The organism is Stygiolobus sp. CP850M (assembly GCF_037389425.1).
Classification (GTDB): Archaea; Thermoproteota; Thermoprotei_A; order Sulfolobales; family Sulfolobaceae; genus Stygiolobus.
In genome coordinates, this window is the sequence record NZ_JBBHKR010000054.1 from 1 (window position 1) to 18,406 (window position 18,406).

Here is an 18,406-nt window from a genome sequence, read left to right on the forward strand (position 1 = left end):
TAAAAGAGTGGTTATGATTTTGGCTTTTTTCTTCATACTATACTTTATGTTTGGAATTGCATTCATACAAATAGGTTCTTTTACAGTTCCGATTCTTTATCCCTCACTATATAATAGTATAGCAGTGGTTTTTGTTAGGGATTTTATAGATAGGGAATTACCTGTCGGGCTAAAACCAATAACTATAAATACCTTGGATCCTATTTTTTCTGGACTATCAGTAGCGGCTTATCTAGCTTTATTTTCAGCCTCCCCGTTTATTGCTAGGGAGTTTTGGGCTTTTGTAGCTCCAGGCTTATACGAGCACGAGAAAAAATTCATAAGGATGACTATAGTTCCTGCCGTTCTCCTTTTTGCGGCAGGTTCTGCATTTGCGTATTTTATAATTATCCCCTTTATGTTCCTCTTCGTCTACAGGTATGATATAGCGTTAAATATTGACCCAACACTTAGCTTTAAGTCGATAGTCTCAACGATTTTACTACTCATGACCGCTACTGGTATGGCATTTGAGTTACCGTTAGTGATGGCTGGAATGACAAAGTTAGGTTTAGTGAAACCTCAGACGTGGTTACAAAACTGGAGATGGGGTGTTATGATTTCCTTCATAATAGCATGGATAATATCACCGGGTACTACAGGTGGGCTCATAGAGACTACTATAGGCACGATTCTTTCCGCTTTGTATTTTGCCGGAATAGGAGTATCTTACCTGATAGCTAAAAAGAGTAATAATTCGAAAAAAGTGATCACTATATAGTTCGAAACGGAAACCATCAACGGTATAAATATTTATTTTTACCCTTTCTAACTTATCTACCTGATGTCCCAAACATTAACCGAAAAAATTTTGAGCAGAGCTGCTGGGAAAAACGTGTCCCCTGGTGACGTTACAGAAATCAAAGTGGATATAGCGGCGTTTCACGATCTAACAGGATACCACGTAATAGAGGTCATGGAGAAAGCCGGCATGTTGAAAGTTTTCGATAAGAATAAGATAGTAATAGCGTTTGATCACTTAGCTCCACCCCCTGATGTCAGAAGTGCAGAAATCCAGGATCAAATAAGGCATTTTGTAAAGAACTTATCAATACCGAACTTTCATGACATAAACGTTGGTATATTACATCAGCTATTGCTGGAGAAATATGCAAACCCCGGTTATGTGATAGTAGCAGCAGACAGTCACACTACAACTTCTGGAGCTGTAGGGGCTTTTGCACAAGGGTTAGGTGCAAGTGATGTAGCTGCTGCGGTAATTACTGGAAAAACATGGGTAGTGGTTCCTGAACCGTTTAAGATTACATTAGAAAGTAAACCTAACAAATGGGTAAACGGTAAAGACGTAGCACTGAAGATACTTGGAGAATTTAAGGCGGACTACTTCAACGGTATGTCTATAGAGGTGTTTGTAAGAGAGCCTTCAGCATTCCCGATGGACTTTAGAGCAACTGTATCAAACATGGGAATAGAAATGAATGCAGATGCTTTGATGTTTGTTCCAGATTCTGAGACAGTGAACTATATTAAGACTATGAGGGGTTATGAGCCTCCGGTCATTCAGCCTGATAGCGGGGCTAAGTATAAGGACGAGTATACGATAGACCTTTCGAAGTTAGAGCCGTTAGTTGCTGCTCCTCACAGCGTAGATAATGTAAAGACAGTAGGTGAAGTAGAGGGATTAGAAGTGGATCAGGTGTATATTGGTTCATGCACTAACGGTAGACTGAGCGATTTTGAAATGGCGGCTAAGATAATGAAGGGACGAAGGGTTAAGACAAGGTGTATAGCTATCCCTGCCTCTTATGATTTGTTCAAGAAGTCTATGGAATTAGGCTATATCGATACTCTAGTCCAGGCTGGCTGTGTCGTGACTTACGGAACATGTGGTCCTTGTTTGGGAGGACACTTTGGAGTTGCTGGACCGGGTGAGGTGATGGTGTCAACGAGTTCAAGAAACTTCAAAGGTAGGATGGGAAGTCCAGAGTCAAAGGTATACCTAGCTGGACCAGCAGTAGCTGCAGCTACTGCTGTGGAGGGTAAAATCACTGACCCAAGGCGATTCTCATGATTATAGAAGGAAAGGTTCTAAAATTCGGAGATAAGATAGACACTGACATTATTATTCCAGCAAGGCACTTAAAGTATACTGATCCGCAATATCTAGCCCAACATGCTATGGAGCCTTTAGACCCTGAATTCTATAAGAAAGCATCTCAAGGTGTTATACTAGTAGCAGGGAAAGTTTTTGGAATGGGCTCCTCTAGAGAACAAGCTGCTATTGCTTTAAAGGCTGCTGGGGTAAGGGCTGTAATTGCTGAGTCTTTTGCTAGAATATTCTTCAGAAATGCTATCAATAATGGCCTTCCTGCAATAATACTTCCCGACGCTACTAAGAAGATAAATCAAGATGATTATGTTAAGGTCAATGTAGAGACTGGAGAAATAATAGTAAATGGTAATACGATACTAAAGGGAAAAGGAATAACTGGGATGCCACTTGAGATATTAAAAGCCGGAGGAATACTTTCGTTCTTAAAGACTACTAGATCTACGAACTAGAACGAAATAAAAATCCTTATCTTTTAGTAAATATATTTTTTCCTTAATGAATAAAATTATTTTCGGCTTACTCTCTCTGTTTTTAACAATTATTGACGTTAGGATAGGGCTATATGTAATTAAAGATATCTATGGCGAGAAGGTTTTCTCACTTTTAATTTCGACACCGTTCTTATTGCTTTTTTATATACTTAGCGTGTTTTTTGTAGAGTATCTTGTGGTGTCTACTCTCGGAACTAAAATTTTGAATTTCTTAAGACATTTATAAAACTCTCATCAGGTTTTTTGCCAAAGGTATCTATGTAAACTAGTTCTTCTAACGGTAGTCTACTAAGCCACCCTTTTTCCCAAGTTCTGGTCTCTCAGGGAACCTTTCTACGTAACCTAACGTTAAATAAGCTACTAAGTCAACGTGTTCTGAGATCGAAAGAATCCTCTTTACGTCTTCCTTTTTGAAAAAGCTTACCCATCCTACACCTATGCCTTCAACTGTAGCCGCAAGCCATAGATTTTCTATAGCTAGAACAGTGCTATACTGACAGAGTTCAGGCATCGTCATTCTGCCTAAGACATGAGGAGCAAATCATGTAGGATCACATGTTACTGCTAAGTTGATAGGAGTATCCAGTATTGCCTCAATCTTTATTTTATCAAAAACCTTCTTTCTGTCTTCAGGTAACAAGTTTCTAAATTTCTCTCTTTTAACTTCTACTAACTCCTTAATTCTCTTTCTTATCTCTGGGTCTTTTACTACTATGAAGTTCCAAGGCTGAGAAAAACCTACAGAAGGCGCGTAATGGGCGGCTAACAAAATTTTAGCTAAAACATGGTCTGGTATGGGCTTATCTTTAATGTAATAACTTCTTACATCTCTCCTCTTTTTAATTGCCTCATATAAGTCCATATGGTTAATCTATCCAGACTATGTTAAATAAGATTGTGCTGCTCTCACTCCTTCGCCTACTCTGACGTCTTCTCCTAATCTTTTAAGGGTTCTCTCTAACGCAGAAATGGTAATTATTGCATCGTTAGGAGTTACCCAGCCCATGTGACCTATTCTAACGTATTTACCTTGTAATGACGGATGTACACCTGGGGCTATTTCTACTCCCTCTTTTATGATCTCAGAGAGAACGTCTTGCGCTTTAGCTTTCCTTAACATCACTCCAGTCACTGTGTTACTATAGGCGTCTGGTCTCTTTGCTACTATTTCTAATCCCATTCCTTCAATACCAGCCCTTATAGTCCCTGCTACTTTCTCGTGTCTTTTTACTCTGTTCTCTATTCCTTCATCTTGTATTAACTTAAGTGCTTCATTAAGCATGAAAACCGTATGGACTGGAAGTGTAGAGAAGTAAGCCGCTTTACCTTCTTCCATGCTCCTCATCACCGGTAGCCAGTTCTTTAGGTCAAGGTAATAGCCAGCTATATTATCTTCTCTCAAGTGTTTCATGGCGTTTTCCGAGACCGCTAAAAGACCTAAACCTGGGGGAGCTCCTATCGCTTTCTGGCTAGCCGTTAAATAGATGTCAACATCCCAATCCTCAGTTTTTACTTCTTCTGCACCTACGCTTGACACGCCGTCTACTACTACTATATCTACGTAGTCCTTGATCTCTTTAACACTGTCCTTTATTGGATGTCTTACACCAGTACTTGTCTCCACGTGGGTAAACGTAACAAGTTTGTAATGTTTTTGCTTTACTTTCTCTTTTACAGAGTCTATTGAAACGTAATCTCCTGCTTCAGCTTTGAGGTAATCTACTTCTACTGGGTACTTTTTAAAGATGTTTATCCATCTGTCTCCGAAAACTCCGTTTGATACTACTAGTATTTTATCTCCTTTCGTTAAAAAGGACGTAACACTTTCCATAGCAGACGTGCCACCTCCAGGGATTATGAAAGGCTGGTATGTGTCGTCTACCTGGAATAAGTACCTTAGTCCTTTCAGAGAATCCCTAAATGCGTTTACAAATTCTTCGGAGGTGAAGCCTACGTTATTTTTGAGACCCGCGTAAAGCACTTCTTCGTATATGTCTACTGGGCCTACATGCATAAGTAGTTTTTTGTTTTTTATTAAGTCCATGGGTAATAATATGTTACTAAAAGGTAAAATATCCTATCCTTTATAGGGAATACGGTTAACTAGGTAAATGCTCCGACCTTGTGTCTTAAATTATATTATCAAATAATATATATAATATGACGGACGTTATTGACTACACTATTGTTAGGAAAACTTATGAGAGTTACCTCAAGGAGATAACTTATTGTAAGAATGACAAAGAGTTACGATTAGTGATCAAGAGGTTCTTGGACTTTCTAAAAGATATGTATTTAGAAGCTGTAGGAGAGAAATTAAGGACGTATATTCAACAGCACATTAAAATAGCGAGGAACATTCTAACACTGATGAAACTGAAGTACTTGATATTCTTCATCTATAACTTTCTCCTCGAAAGACTAATCAAGGAGTTACTCAACGCGATTAAGTACTTCACATCGGTTATATGAATATTGACTCCCTAAGGCATTGCTCTATTAGCTGAACGTCTATGAAAGGTACCGGTCTCTTAAGGTTAGCTGGCACATTTCTGAGATACTTGGAAAACTGATATTTGTCTTCGATAAAGTGTACTTTTTCAATAATGTCCTTAGATGCACACTCACCTACTATAATTTTTTCCAATTTTATTCTATAAATATAAATCGGTTTGTTTTTTATTTTTTCTTCAGGAAACAATATAGTGTTATCCACAAACCAGTCTGATACAACCTTATAAATCCCTACAAATTTTCCCCCGTATTTCTTTGCGTAGTATTTATTCACGTAAAATATTATCCCGTCGTCCTTCTTCACGTACTGTTTGATGTTCTCCTTATTGTAACCATAAATGTTTGTTGAGAAAATTGTCTCCCAAAAGTCTTCTTGTACGGGGATTATCCAGTAAGCCACGGTTATCAAAACTCCCGCTGACTATTTAAGTATGACGTATTTTTCCAAATAATTCAAAATAATTTCAAAAAAGAAAATTGCATACAATCACTGTTGGCACTCTTTATTTTTTCCTTTAAGTCCGCCGTAAAAGTTTAGTCTTACAAGGAAAATAAACCTAAAACTTAATAAGACATAATCGATCAAAACCATGTGAGAAAGCTTTTTGCATTTATAACACCACAGAGAGACGATTCCTTAAGAGATTATGAGATCAGGATGCTAAGAAACATATCCAAAAAGTTCAACTTAGGTAGGCTTATAGAGTATGATAGATGGGATGACGGCGATATAAGGTATATAAACGCCTTATTCGAAAAAGGAAAAATAAGAATGAAATATATGGAAGGAAAAGAAGCAATAGCAGAAATAAAACAGTGGAGAAAGGAATCGTTAAGGTCAGAAGAGTAAAATCTAGGATGTGTTAGACGTAAAGCCTTTTACTTTTCCCTTTTCTACTTTTTCCTAAAATAGTTTAAGCCTTAATCTTTTAAGCGAGTACTTTTTACTTTTATAATGGGCCCGTCGTCTAGCCTGGTTAGGACGCCGCCCTGACGACCTAGGGTTAGAGCGGCGGAAATCCTGGGTTCAAATCCCAGCGGGCCCATATCTACTTTACAAGAAAGGAATACATCATAATCCCGCACTCTCCTATCTTTCTCTTAGTATATGGGCTCCAATGGATTTTTCTCTTATCCTCAGCGTGAAGTAGAATCGTATATACTCCCCTTGTGAAAAATTTAAGCGGGAACTCTACTTCGATAATACTTGAATCCATCCTCCACTTATAAGGTCTTATTGTCTCAATGCTTTTATAATAGTGGGGCTTAGGTATTACCCCAGCAACTGGCTCTCCTAAGGAATAACTGTGATCATTGATACGATCAGGTTTTGCCTCGTCCCTATAAATGATTAATTGCTTCGGAATGAAGTTATCGTCCGTTAACCTACCTTTTAAAGAAAAATTTCCGTTACTAATTTTCGGTGTAGAAATCCAGTCGATTCTTGCATTTATCATAACTACGTCTAGATATATCTCATTAAAGTTGAAAGATACAGAAATATCTGCATAGTTAAAACAAGGATCGAGCAAAGTATCTCTATGGAACCATCCTTCATCTGCGTCATTATATACCATATCGTAAAGTAACTTTTCACTAATTTGGACAGTTGTTGAATAAGAAAGAGGTGTATTAGACCATGCGTATCCAATCGATTCTTCCATGTAGTAATAATTGCCTAGAGTCGTAAAGAAAAGCGGAGGAGCTATTCCAGTTACGTCATAATGGCTGAAAACTCTCGTCTTTAGCATATAGGCTGATCTAAAGTGGGCGAAACCGGTATTTGCATATCTCACGCTGGGTACATTATTTTGTATTCTCAACGAATTAAGGAAATTTATTAAACGTAATGATAAAGAAAAGTCAAAATTAGCCTTTTCATTTCTAAGAACCATATTCTAGCGTATATCTTGGACGATTAAAGTTTAAAACAATTAGGATAGTCTACGCCACTCGTAGGCTGTCTAAGATCTGTGGAGTATATATCTTTGTACCTCTTAGCCCCAGTTTTTCTTTCTCTCTATCAACTTGTCTTCTGAAAGATTCTATAGCATTAGGTTCGCCGTGGTTTAGTACTAGATTCCTAGGCTTAGCACTTAAGTTACGTAAGTAATGCAGGAGTTGCCTTCTGTCAGAGTGCCCTGAAAATCCTTCAACGTGATTTACTTCCATCTCTATCTTTATATTTTCTACTCTTCCATCTCTATCTATAATCTGGATTTCTTTTACTCCTTCCCTAACCTTTCTACCTAAGGTTCCTTCAGCCTGATAACTTACGAAGATTATTGAGTTCTTGCTGTCTGATGCCATAGTTTTGAAAAACTCTACTGCAGGACCGCCGTTTAGCATTCCAGAAGTAGCTAAGATTATACTCGGTTCTCCTTGGGCAATATCTTCTCTGAATCCTTCTATCCTATGGAAGAACTCAGAAGTGAACGGGTTTTCATCTTTGTAAAGTATTGCCTCCCTTACTTCTCTACTTAACATTTCAGGATATGCATTATGTATTGCCGTGATCTCGTCAACTAATCCAGTGACGTATATGGGCACCTCTGGTATCTTCTTATTTTTCATCGCCTCATTAAGCACCAGCATTATCTCTTGTCCTCTACCTACCGCCAGAACTGGAATTAGCACTCTACCACCCCTATTTAACGTGCCATTTATGATGTTGATTAACTTCTCTTCCGCTTCTTCCCTTCCTTCTTGCTCTTGTGCACCGTAGGTTGTTTCCATTATCATCGTGTCTACTCTTAAAAACTCGTCGTTAGCTTTGTCAAGTAATTTAGTCTTTGCATATTTGAAGTCACCAGTGTAAACTATGTTATGCGTCCCTTCTCCTATGTGTAGATGAGCCATCGCTGATCCTATAATATGCCCAGCGTTGTAGAACGTCAGTTTAACGTCTGGAGCGATGTCTGTCACTTCCTCGTAATCCAAAGTTATCGTGTGGAGTAGTTCTTTCCTTACTTCTTTAGCTGTGTATGGTACGGGTCTACCTTCCTTCTCAGCCACGTCTAATGCGTCTAACTGCATTAAAGCCATTATATCCCTCGTAGGTGCTGTAGTGTATACGGGTCCATTATAACCGTACTTAAATAAGAGAGGAACCATCCCACAATGATCTAAGTGAGCGTGAGTTATCACTACGGCATCGATATCCTCCAGCCTTACTTGGTCGATATCGAGCCTGGGGAAGAACTTCTCTCCTCCCGTAACACTAGGGTTAAGCCCTACGTCTAGTAAGATTTTGCTTTCAGGGGTCTCTACTAAAACTGCTGATCTACCTACCTCGTAAAATCCGCCTAATGCAGTGACTCTAACAGACTTATCTTTAAATAGTAATTCCCTATGTATCCTCTCTCCAAAAACTTTCAGGATTTTTGCGTGGTATTCGGTTTCATTGTATATATGAGTAAGGATACTGTCTATAGTCCTCGATTTTATTGGAGGCTCTCTAACAATAACAGGTCTCCAATAAGTTTCATAAAAGATTTTGTTCTGAAGTGTTCCTCCTTTTCCTATTACGAGACCAGGCTTTTTAGCTTTGATTAAAACTTCACCTAACTCGTCATCAAACTTTATGTTCACAATTTCAGCTTCTTTCGGTACCAAATTCTTTATAATTTCTTCTGTTTCTTTCTTATCTTTTCTCGCTTTTTCATCAGCTTTGATAACTATTCTTTTCTTTATATCTTTGGCTATTTTCTTTACTATCTCACCCTTATCGGCAAGCACTGAAGGGTTCTTTACATAGACTGCTATCTCTGGTCCTTCAAACTCGATTTTGGTTATCTGAGCTTCTTTAGGTAGATTTCCATATATTGCTGATATTATATTTAATCTAACTGAACTCACACTATTCACCAACTCTAAAGAAGTAGACTTACAAGCTCATGTATAGCAACTTTTAATATTTAAATTCTTGTTATGTACAAATGTGGAAAGTAGAGAACATGTGATTGATCTACCGAAGAGAGTTTATATAGGCAATGACGTTCTTTTAAACGTTAGAGAATATCTAACTTCTCTAAATCTATCTGATCCCTTTCTGATAGTTACTGGTCCCATAGTTAGGAGAAGTATAGCCTCGAAACTTCTTGAGTCAATAGAAGATTTTAAGCATGAAGTCATAGAAGTCCAAAGTGCGGACATAGAGGAAGTGAATAGAGTAGGAGAATTTGCAAAGCAGTTCAAGGCTAATACTATAATAGGTATTGGAGGAGGTAGTGTAATAGACGTTGCTAAATACGTTGCATTTAGGATAGATAAAGAATTCATTAGTATACCTACAGCTCCATCTCACGATGGCATAACTTCACCTTTTGCTGCGATAAAAGGATTAGGGAAGCCCATATCAGTTAAGGCAAAAGGACCTTTGAGTATCATAGCTGATATTCAAGTACTTTCATCAGCTCCTAGAAGGCTCATAAACGCAGGAGTAGGTGATACTCTTGGTAAATTCATTGCAGTCAGGGATTGGAAATTGTCTTCCAAGATTACCGGAGAGTATTACGGTGATTATACTGCCTCTCTAGCTTTACTTTCAGCTAAGCATGCATTGTCTTGCACGAAACTTCTTAACAAGGATATAAGGGCTGGTGTTAGAGTTCTCGTTGAAGCACTTATAAGTAGCGGAGTAGCTATGGGGATGGCAGGTAGTACTAGACCTGCAAGTGGTTCGGAGCATTTATTCGCCCATGCGATAGAGATGTTATACCCCGGAAAGGCTCTCCACGGTGAGTTGGTTGCTATAGGGACTATTCTAATGGCTTACATTCACGGAATTAACTGGAGGAAAATTAAAAGAGCTATGAAAAGAGTAGGGTTACCTACTAAAGCCAAAGAAATAGGAATCCCTGATGAGGGTGTTATAAAGGCATTAACAATCGCCCATAGCATAAGACCAGAGAGATATACTATTCTGGGAGACAGAGGATTAAGTTGGAGTTCGGCTGAAAAAATTGCTAAGGAAACTGGCGTAATTAGCTGAAGTTAGATTTGTTAAATGTCTCCATGAATGACACACTAGCGTCAGGCAATACGTAGGTTATTATATCCTTTGCGGTAACGTAAATTCTTGACTGCAAGTCCTCCACTAAGTAAAGTTCCTTGGGAACAATTATCTTTACTTCTTTCTTATCATTACTTATCTCGACAGCGAACTTGTCTACGTTAGAGCTACCGAAGTATCTTTCCAAAAGTGCTTTTACTTTATCTAGTTCTGTTTCCGCTACTTTTACGACCTTTACCTTGTATATTAATGTCCTTCCAGCTAGTGGGTGATTATAATCTAGGACAACTCTACCTCCAGTGACACTTTTTACTACGGCAATACTTCCGTTACTCATCCTTAACATCATGTTAGGATATGGTCTAATACCTTGTTTCCTTAACTCTCCTAAAGACATCGTTTTTACTTTATTTGGATCTCTCTCACCGTAAGCCTTTTCCGGCGGTATTTCTATCTCTTTCTCTTCTCCTACACTCATTTGGTATAGGGCGTCCTCAAGACCTTTTATTATAGCTCCTTCACCCAGAATCACGAGTTTTGGTTTGTAAATTTTTTCACTATCATATATGTTAGCTTTTTTAGCTTCCTCTTCAATAGTTGTATCGAATATTTCTCCAGTATCTTTTATTCTTGCTATGTAGTCAATATAGACAAAATCTTTGTCTTTAAACATTGAGTATCTAAAATTAGTTGAGCTACTAGTTTTTAAAGCTAAGCAAATAAAGTTATAAACGAGTTAGTTAATCAGATTGTGAAAGGTAATGAAAGGTACACCCTCATTCGGTAAGATGAATAAAGGAGCTACTCATGTTAGATGCAGAAGATGTGGTAGAAATTCCTTTAACGCTAGAAAAGGCTACTGTGCAGCCTGTGGGTTCGGGAGGACTAAGAAAATCAGAAGATATAGTTGGCAAAACAAGAAGGTGAACGGAGTGAGATTAGTATAATGTATGAATGGCACTGGCACATAGAATGGCAAACTCCTTATGAGTATCACGCTCATGCAATAAAGAGGGTTATCGCAGAGGAAAGGAGCGAGTTCCAAAGGGTTCTCCTAGTAGAGCTTTTCAGGTTTGGAAAAAGCCTGATAATTGATGGTAAAGTGCAGTCTACAGTTTCAGACGAATATATTTACCACGAGACTTTAGTTCACCCTCTTTTAATAACTCTAGATAATCCTAAAGATGTGCTAATATTAGGCGGAGGAGAAGGGGCTACACTTAGAGAGGTTTTGAAGCACAAAAGTGTAAATAGTGCTGTGATGGTAGATATTGACCCTGTAGTTATAGACTTCGCCAAAAAGTACCTCCACGAATGGCATCAAGGTAGTTTTGACAATCCAAAGACCAAACTGATTATAGGGGATGGTTACAAATTTGTAAAGGAGACAAATCAGAAGTTTGACGCTGTGATTTTAGACCTTACGGATCCAATTAAGGATTCTCCTTCTCAGCTCCTTTACACTGTGGAGTTTTACAAACAAGTGAAGGGAATTCTAAAGGAAAACGGAGGTTTAGTGACTCAAGCTACTTCTCCTTCATTTAGTTTGGACACGTTCTCAGCTATTTATAACACGTTAAGAAACGTGTTTAAGTACGTCAGTGCGTCCATAGCATATATACCGGGCTTTGACAGTCTATGGGGTTTCGTATATGCTTCGGATTATCGCAGTCCTTCTTCGCTCACTGCTGAACAAGTTGACAAGCTGATAAAAGAGACGATTATTGGCGAACTGAAGTTCTATGACGGTGAGACTCACGAGATGATCTTCAGCATACCTAAGCACATTAGGGTTAAGCTTGAGAGTGAAAAAAGAATATCTACGGAAAAAGAGCCTATAGCAGTTCCAGCGTGAATTGAGTTAACTTTCCTATTCATTTTCTAGATACGGATTATGATTTTTTACCCTACCGTACAACTTTTAAGTTCATACATAAAAGTAATAAATGCCGGGGTGCCCGAGCGGACCAAGGGGGTAGGCTCGAGACCATTTCCAGCGTTCAGAGGCGTGCGACCTACTGCCTCTCTGAGGCACGCGGGTTCAAATCCCGCCCCCGGCGTTATTTCAACTTTTTTGTAGTTTTCACCGTATTACTTCATAGAAAGCTTTAATTACATAGCCCATGAAAGAGATATTAGCGGGGAAATAGTAGCGGCGTAGGGTAGCCAGGTATCCCGCGGGGCTCATAGGGTCTCAACCTGAGACACCCCGAGATCCCAGGTTCAAATCCTGGCGCCGCTACCTTCCCCGCTATTTATGATGACAAAGAGCCGAATGGAGTAGTGACATTTTCTGTGGGCAGCCACTGAAAACTATTTATTTACTTATCAAAACAAAAATACTGATAGCCCAACACTTGGTATAACAAACGAAACACTTATAATAATATTTAAAGTCATTATTCAATCTGTTGAAAAATATAAGCAGTTAATGAAAATATTTTAATACTAAAAACCGTTAATTCATGATAACGTGGCGAAGAAAAATAGTAAGCCCAAGAAAGATGATAACAAGAAACTCATACCAATTTATGAAGATGCCGTACATTCCTTAGATGAGATGGAACAACTCATACGTTTACAACTAAATTTGAAATACACTTCACTTGACGGTAAAAACAGAAAGGAAGAAGATATACGTGCCCTTTACCTCAGCAATATTGTTAAGCAAACGACATACTCTTTGAAGGTCACCCGCAATATAGATATTGTAGAGTATCCAGCGAATTATATATTACTTGCTTATTTAACTAAATTAAATAGACAAGGATTTTTACGTGTTCCGCTTTCAGTTTTCAGTAAGTTAGATAAAACGATCATTAGTGAAATTTTCTTATGGTATGAAAACGTTACGTTGCAATATGCAGATAGTATTAAAGATCTTATTACAGAAAAGGATATAATAACTGAGACCGATATCCAAAATTTGCTTGATAAAACCCCCATACTAATGGACATCTCTCCATTAATAATGGTTAATAAAGATCAAGCATATCCTAATCAAAATAAATTCTACGTAGTAGTTGTGATACAAGGGTTAGCTAAAGACCTTACAGAAAGAATTGGTGAAATCCTGAGGAATTTCCTCACACGTATAGGATTTAAAGTAGAAGATCAACAATTTTTAGAACAGACTATTAAGTTTTCAATAATTATTTAGATGTTCCATAACTATTGTCATAAAATTTATATTAAGGAATATACATTTGTATACACATGGGAAGAAAACCGTGTTTTATGTCAGATGAGGCATATTCGATAATTAAGTCCTACTGTGATGCAAGCGGTAAGACCATTTATGATGCTACAAATGAGGCAATAATGGTTTATAATAGGTTATTATCTCTTGGAGTAAATTTATCCCTTTTTTTAACTGAGTTAGAACTTTATAAACTATTAAAACAAGCCGAGGTCTTACGTATTAATCTCGAGATACCACCTGAAACTCTTGCAACTTATTTGGGGTCTTATTTAATGGCAAGAAGCGTGTCAAAAAGCACTGTTTTAAACAACATGTTTAGCATTCTAAATTTACTGTTGGACTTCATGGATGGGAAACCCCTACCAATACCATCTAATAACGGAAACACCTTTACTTACTCCTTTAAAAATGAGAAAGCTGCTATATATTTCGAGAATATAATTGAATCTTTAGCTAGGATGTTAAATGAAAGTTATTCGTTAAGTTTAAAAGTCAAGAGGGATGGTACGGTTGTAAGGGTTACGGAATGATTTTTGCGGGAGTAGATCCCGGTAGTAGGACATATGAATTTGCTTTTGTCGACGAGATGGGAAGGATAATAAAGTTTTTCTCCGTTCCTACAGAGCTTGTCAGTAAAGCATCAAGTACTCTGGTCAAAGCTATATCCGACCTTAGACCTAATGGAGTAGCACTGCCTTCAGGACATGGGTTGCCGTTTAAAAGGATTTCAGAAATCACTAATAGAGACATTTTCCTCATGACCCTAAAAGACCCTGACATTGATGGTCCTTTACGAAATTTTATAATCTCAGCTAAGTTATTACATAACGCCTTTACCGTACCCGGGGTCATAGAATTAAAAAGCGTAGATGAGAACAAGAAAATAAACCTCATCGACATGGGTACGGCTGATAAAGTAGCTTCCGCTTTCTTCTACAGAACCATGTATGATAGTTTCGTCTTGGTTGAAGTGGGTTCTTCTTTTTCGTCATTTCTAGTAGTAATTGACGGGAAAGTTGTAGACGGGTTAGGGGGAAGTATAATGCCCGGAGTTAACTCGGCTGGTTTCTTGGACGGTGAAGTGGCTTACTTGTTATGCAAATACTCGAAGATAAATAAAGACACTATATATACGCGAGGAAATTGGGCTAGGGGATTAAAACTCTTACAAATACTCTCGGAGTGGTATTCGGCTCAGTATAAAATACCGATCATAATATCCGGTAATAAAAAGTGGGAAGTACCTTTCGGTATTAAGCATAACTTCAAATTTAAGGAGTCGTCGGTAGGTTCAGCTTATATTGCTAACGCTTTATTCGGAGGTATATTCAGGAATTACGTTAACTTCCTCGAAAGTGCCGGCACGCCGATAGACTACGTGAGGTTGAAAGGATGGGAAGAGATTATTTCCTTGATAAAGACATTATAGTGGACAAGGACAGAAACATATACTTAGTATTCTCTAATGTAAACCCTTACGGTTACATCTACGCCATGTTAAAGTATGTCTATACAGGGGAAGGATTATGGAAAGGGTACGAAAGAGTGCTAAAATATTACGGTGTAAATAACATGCTTAGACTAAATCAAGAGTTCCTCATGGAACCATGCTGTGATGTAACTTTCCCTATATTAAGACTTTCCAGTGTTTCAAAGCATTTAAAACCAGAAGAAAAAGCGTTAGAATTAATTAAGCACACGTCTGGTTCTAAACACGAAATCTCATTTCTCGAACTTTATACAGCCTTAGGAGTCAGACAAATAGGAATAACGGGGAGCTTGTTAGCGGGGATTAACCATGAAAACTCAGACCTCGATATAGTAATATACGGTTGTGAAGACACTCTACATGTTATGAATAACTTTGACGGCTTTGAAGAAGATAAAGATTGGATTGTTGAGACCTCACGTAATTACGGGCTAACTTTAGACTATTCTAAGCAATTATATGATAAAAGGACTCGGGGTGTGATAAAAGGAATAAAGTTCTCTATTCTCTTCGTGGATCCGAGACCGCAGAGACCGTGTAAGGAAGTATGCAAGAGGAAGGGAGAGATAACTATAACGGCTGAGGTAGAAAACGGTAGCTGTGATGCACTATTTTACCCATCTAAAGTCATTTTACACAACGTCAACGTAGTCTCAGGAAAAGTGGGACTGAAGCCCGAAATTTTAGTGTCTTATGAGGGGATATACTCCACACTCCTCTTTAAATCGAGGAAAATTGAAGCTAATGGGATGCTAGTTGAATGTGAAAAACCCATTATAGTTATAGGTGATAGAGATGTCCAAGGGTACATTAGAAGAATTTTGTAACTCGATCTCTTTCATCCTTTCTTCGTCTACCGTAGAAGAGGCATTTTATGATAAACCTGGTAACGCGTCGAGACGGAGGGACATTAAATCCGTAAGCTTTAAGGACTTGGTACTCTCCGCACTAGTATCTAAGGAGTATTATAAAGAATTATGTAAGAGGGGACTTAGGAAAGAGAAACCTTTGTTTGACTCTTTATACAAGGCTGTACTAAAAAGTATGGAATTGGGAATAAATTTCGCTATTCTAGGTACGTTTATCCAAATGATCCCTATAGCTTATTCCTCTATTTCCAGATCCCTAGACGACACGCTAAAAAAAGCCTCGGTAACCATCAGGAGTTTAGACGAGAACGACTCTATTTATTTCTCAAAGTCGTTACAAATATTAGGATTAAGTTACTTGGGCGAGGTAGACAGCGGTTTCGACTATAAAAGTATGGGAAAACTCCCCCTTTACGAAGTCTTATTACACTCATCCTCAGATAGTGCTGTCAAAAATATGCTTGAAGATTATAAGTACTCTAAGTTAGTTGCCGATAAGATAGAAAAACTGGGAATGGAAAAGGGTGTACTCGAAGGTTTTCTATCAGTCCTATGTCAAGTCCCTGACGGGCTAATATGGAGAAAACACGGGGGAAGGACGGCTATAACAGTTTCTAAAATGTCATGTGAGGCTTTAGAAAATCCAAAATTAATAAATGAACTAGATAGGTTCCTTTTGGAAAACGGATATAACCCGGGCTCTACAGCAGATATAGTGGCTGTGGGGATTGCTCTCTTCAAACTAGGTGAGTGGTATGACAAAAACGGCGTTAATTACTTTAACTCCATGCAAAGGGGATGTGATAGAGTTCCTTAATTCGTTAAGTGTAGACTACATAGTAGGCTTAGGAGATGTAGAATGCCCTCAGTACATATCTAATTATTACGGAATACTTGGTGAAATGGATAACATAACAACTCAAAAGCACCTAAGGCAGAGAAACAAGCTGATTACCACAACCTTTGGGAATTTATCTGTAGACTTCTCTACTGAGATTGTTATAACCCACTTCCAGCCTAGGGCATCTTACGGTTCACAGCTGATTCTAGGGAAAATACTCTCAGAGTCCCCAGAACTACTTATTCACGGTCATTTACGATCTCAGAAGGAGTATAGTGTAGGAAAAACAAGAGTATATTCAGCCGGTAGTCTGGAAGATGGCTACTATTTAATTTTCGACTCGTCTAATAATTCAGTAGAGCTAGAGAGGGCGAGCCATTAAATAAGCGTCTTCTCCATCTGCATAGTAGTGCTTTAACACCTTTACTTCGGTAAACCCTAGTTTTTTATAAAGCGAAATTGCTGGCGTGTTTGACACTCTCACTTCTAAATAGACCTCTTCAGCCTCATATACTTCCTTCATAGCTTTAATGGAGTTCTGTAAAAGCGCCGTACCGATTCCCATTTTCCTGAATTTTTCCAATACCGCTATCGAAACTACGTGACCCTTCTTGACTAACGTAGGTATCTGTTTAACGTTACTGAACCCCCACTCTATTCTGGGCATAATATATCCTACTACTTCTCCTTCTATGTCAGCGACATAAAACGCACCCCCATATTCCTTTAAATGTTCTACGAAGAAGTAGTATGGGTAATTTTCTGGGAGGGTTAGTCTGTTAATCTTTACAATCTGGTCTATATCAGTAATCCTTGCCAATCTAACTATAAAAGCTCCGTATTTCTTCGTTTCGGCGAACTCCATAATATAAGGTTTTTATCCGTAGTTTAAATTTATGTCTGACACTTAATGATACACCCATCCAAGAGGATCATCGGAGAGATCTCGGAAGAGCTTAAAGGTAAGAGGCTCTTGCTCGGCGTTACTGGAAGTGTATCCATTTATAAGTCCCTAGATCTGGCTAGGAGCTTAATGAGAAGGGGAGCCGAAGTAAAGGTGATAATGAGCGAAGATGCAAGTAAACTCATCTCACCTACTATGTTCCATTGGGCTACCGGTAATGATGTTATAACGCAAATAGGTGGCGAACTAGAACACGTAGAGTTGGCTGAGGACTACGACGTATTTATCATAGCCCCTGCAACTGCTAACACAATCTCAAAAATTGCTAACGGGATAGGGGACACTCCGGTAACACTTACGGCTCTGAACTTCATAGGAATGAAGAAGAAGGTAGTAATAGTCCCAGCAATGCACTTACCAATGTATCATTCCCCTCAGTTAAGGGACAATTTGCAAAAGTTAAGATCATTCGGTGCAGAGATAATAGAACCCATGATAATCAAGGACTTAGCACACTATCCGGAAGTGGATTACCTAACTCAGTATATAGTCACTTATATGCTTAGGGGTAAAGACTTAACAGGTTTCAGAATTGTAGTTACCGCTGGACCGACCAGAGAGTTCATAGACCCGGTGAGGTTTATCTCAAACCCCAGTAGCGGGACTATGGGAGTTGATATAGCTAACGAGGCTTACTTCAGGGGAGCTGACGTAGTGCTGGTTCATGGACCCTTATCTACACATCATAAACCATATATTAGGACTGTACCAGTAACTACAACCGCGGAGATGGCGGACGAGGTGGAAAAATTAGTCAAGGAGGGTTACGATATTGTAATCCTTGCAGGAGCCCCTGCGGACTTCAGACCAGTGATCACTGCAGAAAGCAAAATCGATAGCCATACTGTAGTTCCAGAGGTCAAATTGGAAAAAACTCCTAAGATCTCTTCAACGATTAGGAAATACGAC

The 18,406-nt window shown here is 38.6% G+C and carries 21 protein-coding genes, 3 tRNA genes and 1 pseudogene; 18 read left to right on the forward strand and 7 right to left on the reverse strand.

Annotated elements, in window-relative coordinates; translation table 11 throughout:
- The 3 genes from tatC to WIW89_RS05480 form a co-directional block, all read left to right on the forward strand.
- Positions 1-760: twin-arginine translocase subunit TatC (gene tatC, locus WIW89_RS05470; RefSeq protein ID WP_337720035.1), on the forward strand; the 760-nt coding region annotated here is incomplete at its 5' end.
- A gap of 63 nt (positions 761-823) precedes the next feature.
- Positions 824-2,071 carry a 3-isopropylmalate dehydratase large subunit gene (locus WIW89_RS05475; protein WP_337720036.1) on the forward strand — a complete coding sequence of 416 codons (1,248 nt, stop codon included), beginning with the start codon at positions 824-826 and terminating at the stop codon, positions 2,069-2,071.
- The gene (locus WIW89_RS05480) at positions 2,068-2,562 is read left to right on the forward strand and encodes a 3-isopropylmalate dehydratase small subunit (RefSeq protein WP_337720037.1); all 495 of its coding nucleotides are present in this window, start codon (positions 2,068-2,070) and stop codon (positions 2,560-2,562) included. Before WIW89_RS05475 ends, WIW89_RS05480 begins: the two co-directional genes overlap by 4 nt.
- 236 nt (positions 2,563-2,798) lie before the next feature.
- Here the strand turns inward: WIW89_RS05480 and bluB are convergent.
- Together bluB and WIW89_RS05490 are read right to left on the reverse strand one after the other, a co-directional pair.
- Positions 2,799-3,466 (reverse strand): annotated as a pseudogene (bluB, locus tag WIW89_RS05485) (5,6-dimethylbenzimidazole synthase).
- 18 nt (positions 3,467-3,484) lie between these two features.
- Positions 3,485-4,648, reverse strand: coding sequence for a pyridoxal-phosphate-dependent aminotransferase family protein (locus WIW89_RS05490; protein WP_337720038.1), 1,164 nt, complete (start codon positions 4,646-4,648; stop codon positions 3,485-3,487).
- 116 nt (positions 4,649-4,764) lie between these two features.
- Between WIW89_RS05490 and WIW89_RS05495 the strand changes: the two genes are divergently transcribed.
- Positions 4,765-5,076, forward strand: a complete 312-nt coding sequence (locus tag WIW89_RS05495; protein ID WP_337720039.1) for a hypothetical protein — start codon at positions 4,765-4,767, stop codon at positions 5,074-5,076.
- Here the strand turns inward: WIW89_RS05495 and WIW89_RS05500 are convergent.
- The gene (locus WIW89_RS05500) at positions 5,069-5,518 is read right to left on the reverse strand and encodes an EVE domain-containing protein (RefSeq protein ID WP_156004954.1); all 450 of its coding nucleotides are present in this window, start codon (positions 5,516-5,518) and stop codon (positions 5,069-5,071) included. The two genes, WIW89_RS05495 and WIW89_RS05500, sit on opposite strands and share 8 nt — an antisense overlap.
- Before the next feature lie 192 nt (positions 5,519-5,710).
- On the opposite strand from WIW89_RS05500, the gene WIW89_RS05505 reads away from it, so the two are divergent.
- Together WIW89_RS05505 and WIW89_RS05510 are read left to right on the forward strand one after the other, a co-directional pair.
- A complete protein-coding gene (locus WIW89_RS05505; protein WP_337699740.1) occupies positions 5,711-5,968 on the forward strand; it encodes a hypothetical protein in 258 nt (85 codons plus the stop codon).
- A 107-nt stretch (positions 5,969-6,075) separates the two neighbouring features.
- Positions 6,076-6,164: transfer RNA gene (locus WIW89_RS05510), tRNA-Val, on the forward strand.
- 3 nt (positions 6,165-6,167) lie between these two features.
- Here WIW89_RS05510 and WIW89_RS05515 read toward each other — a convergent pair.
- Positions 6,168-7,013, reverse strand: a complete 846-nt coding sequence (locus WIW89_RS05515; protein WP_337720040.1) for a CAP domain-containing protein — start codon at positions 7,011-7,013, stop codon at positions 6,168-6,170.
- Positions 7,014-7,062: 49 nt separating this feature from the next.
- Positions 7,063-8,976: a beta-CASP ribonuclease aCPSF1 gene (locus WIW89_RS05520; protein WP_443296295.1), complete on the reverse strand. Its 1,914-nt coding sequence runs from the start codon at positions 8,974-8,976 to the stop codon at positions 7,063-7,065.
- A gap of 82 nt (positions 8,977-9,058) precedes the next feature.
- Here WIW89_RS05520 and WIW89_RS05525 point away from each other — a divergent pair, with 82 nt between their 5' ends.
- Entirely contained in the window at positions 9,059-10,111 is a 1,053-nt protein-coding gene (locus WIW89_RS05525) for an NAD(P)-dependent glycerol-1-phosphate dehydrogenase (protein ID WP_337720042.1), read from the forward strand.
- On the opposite strand, the gene WIW89_RS05530 is transcribed toward WIW89_RS05525, so the two are convergent.
- Positions 10,104-10,805 carry a peptidylprolyl isomerase gene (locus WIW89_RS05530; protein WP_337699746.1) on the reverse strand — a complete coding sequence of 234 codons (702 nt, stop codon included), beginning with the start codon at positions 10,803-10,805 and terminating at the stop codon, positions 10,104-10,106. The genes WIW89_RS05525 and WIW89_RS05530 overlap by 8 nt on opposite strands.
- A gap of 88 nt (positions 10,806-10,893) precedes the next feature.
- On the opposite strand from WIW89_RS05530, the gene WIW89_RS05535 reads away from it, so the two are divergent.
- The 10 genes from WIW89_RS05535 to WIW89_RS05580 all read left to right on the forward strand — a co-directional run bounded on the left by WIW89_RS05535 (position 10,894) and on the right by WIW89_RS05580 (position 16,915).
- Entirely contained in the window at positions 10,894-11,079 is a 186-nt protein-coding gene (locus tag WIW89_RS05535; RefSeq protein ID WP_337699748.1) for a 50S ribosomal protein L37e, read from the forward strand.
- A complete protein-coding gene (gene speE / locus WIW89_RS05540; protein WP_337699749.1) occupies positions 11,079-11,987 on the forward strand; it encodes a polyamine aminopropyltransferase in 909 nt (302 codons plus the stop codon). Before WIW89_RS05535 ends, speE begins: the two co-directional genes overlap by 1 nt.
- A 93-nt stretch (positions 11,988-12,080) precedes the next feature.
- Positions 12,081-12,192, forward strand: a tRNA-Ser gene (locus WIW89_RS05545).
- Between the two features lie 91 nt (positions 12,193-12,283).
- Positions 12,284-12,374 (forward strand) — tRNA-Met (locus WIW89_RS05550).
- Between the two features lie 231 nt (positions 12,375-12,605).
- Positions 12,606-13,292: a hypothetical protein gene (locus WIW89_RS05555; RefSeq protein ID WP_337720043.1), complete on the forward strand. Its 687-nt coding sequence runs from the start codon at positions 12,606-12,608 to the stop codon at positions 13,290-13,292.
- Positions 13,293-13,348: 56 nt separating this feature from the next.
- The gene (locus WIW89_RS05560; protein ID WP_337720044.1) at positions 13,349-13,864 is read left to right on the forward strand and encodes a hypothetical protein; all 516 of its coding nucleotides are present in this window, start codon (positions 13,349-13,351) and stop codon (positions 13,862-13,864) included.
- Positions 13,861-14,763 (forward strand): DUF1464 family protein, encoded by a 903-nt coding sequence (locus WIW89_RS05565; RefSeq protein WP_337720045.1) that lies wholly within the window; start codon positions 13,861-13,863, stop codon positions 14,761-14,763. Before WIW89_RS05560 ends, WIW89_RS05565 begins: the two co-directional genes overlap by 4 nt.
- The gene (locus tag WIW89_RS05570) at positions 14,727-15,650 is read left to right on the forward strand and encodes a nucleotidyltransferase domain-containing protein (protein ID WP_337720046.1); all 924 of its coding nucleotides are present in this window, start codon (positions 14,727-14,729) and stop codon (positions 15,648-15,650) included. The genes WIW89_RS05565 and WIW89_RS05570 overlap by 37 nt, the downstream gene beginning before the upstream one ends.
- The gene (locus tag WIW89_RS05575) at positions 15,619-16,509 is read left to right on the forward strand and encodes a triphosphoribosyl-dephospho-CoA synthase (protein WP_337720047.1); all 891 of its coding nucleotides are present in this window, start codon (positions 15,619-15,621) and stop codon (positions 16,507-16,509) included. Before WIW89_RS05570 ends, WIW89_RS05575 begins: the two co-directional genes overlap by 32 nt.
- Positions 16,448-16,915 (forward strand): hypothetical protein, encoded by a 468-nt coding sequence (locus WIW89_RS05580; protein WP_337720048.1) that lies wholly within the window; start codon positions 16,448-16,450, stop codon positions 16,913-16,915. Before WIW89_RS05575 ends, WIW89_RS05580 begins: the two co-directional genes overlap by 62 nt.
- Here WIW89_RS05580 and rimI read toward each other — a convergent pair.
- Positions 16,895-17,398 (reverse strand): ribosomal protein S18-alanine N-acetyltransferase, encoded by a 504-nt coding sequence (gene rimI, locus WIW89_RS05585; protein WP_337720049.1) that lies wholly within the window; start codon positions 17,396-17,398, stop codon positions 16,895-16,897. The genes WIW89_RS05580 and rimI overlap by 21 nt on opposite strands.
- A 45-nt stretch (positions 17,399-17,443) precedes the next feature.
- Between rimI and coaBC the strand changes: the two genes are divergently transcribed.
- A partial coding sequence (coaBC, locus tag WIW89_RS05590; protein ID WP_337720050.1) for a bifunctional phosphopantothenoylcysteine decarboxylase/phosphopantothenate--cysteine ligase CoaBC occupies positions 17,444-18,406 on the forward strand: 963 nt, incomplete at its 3' end.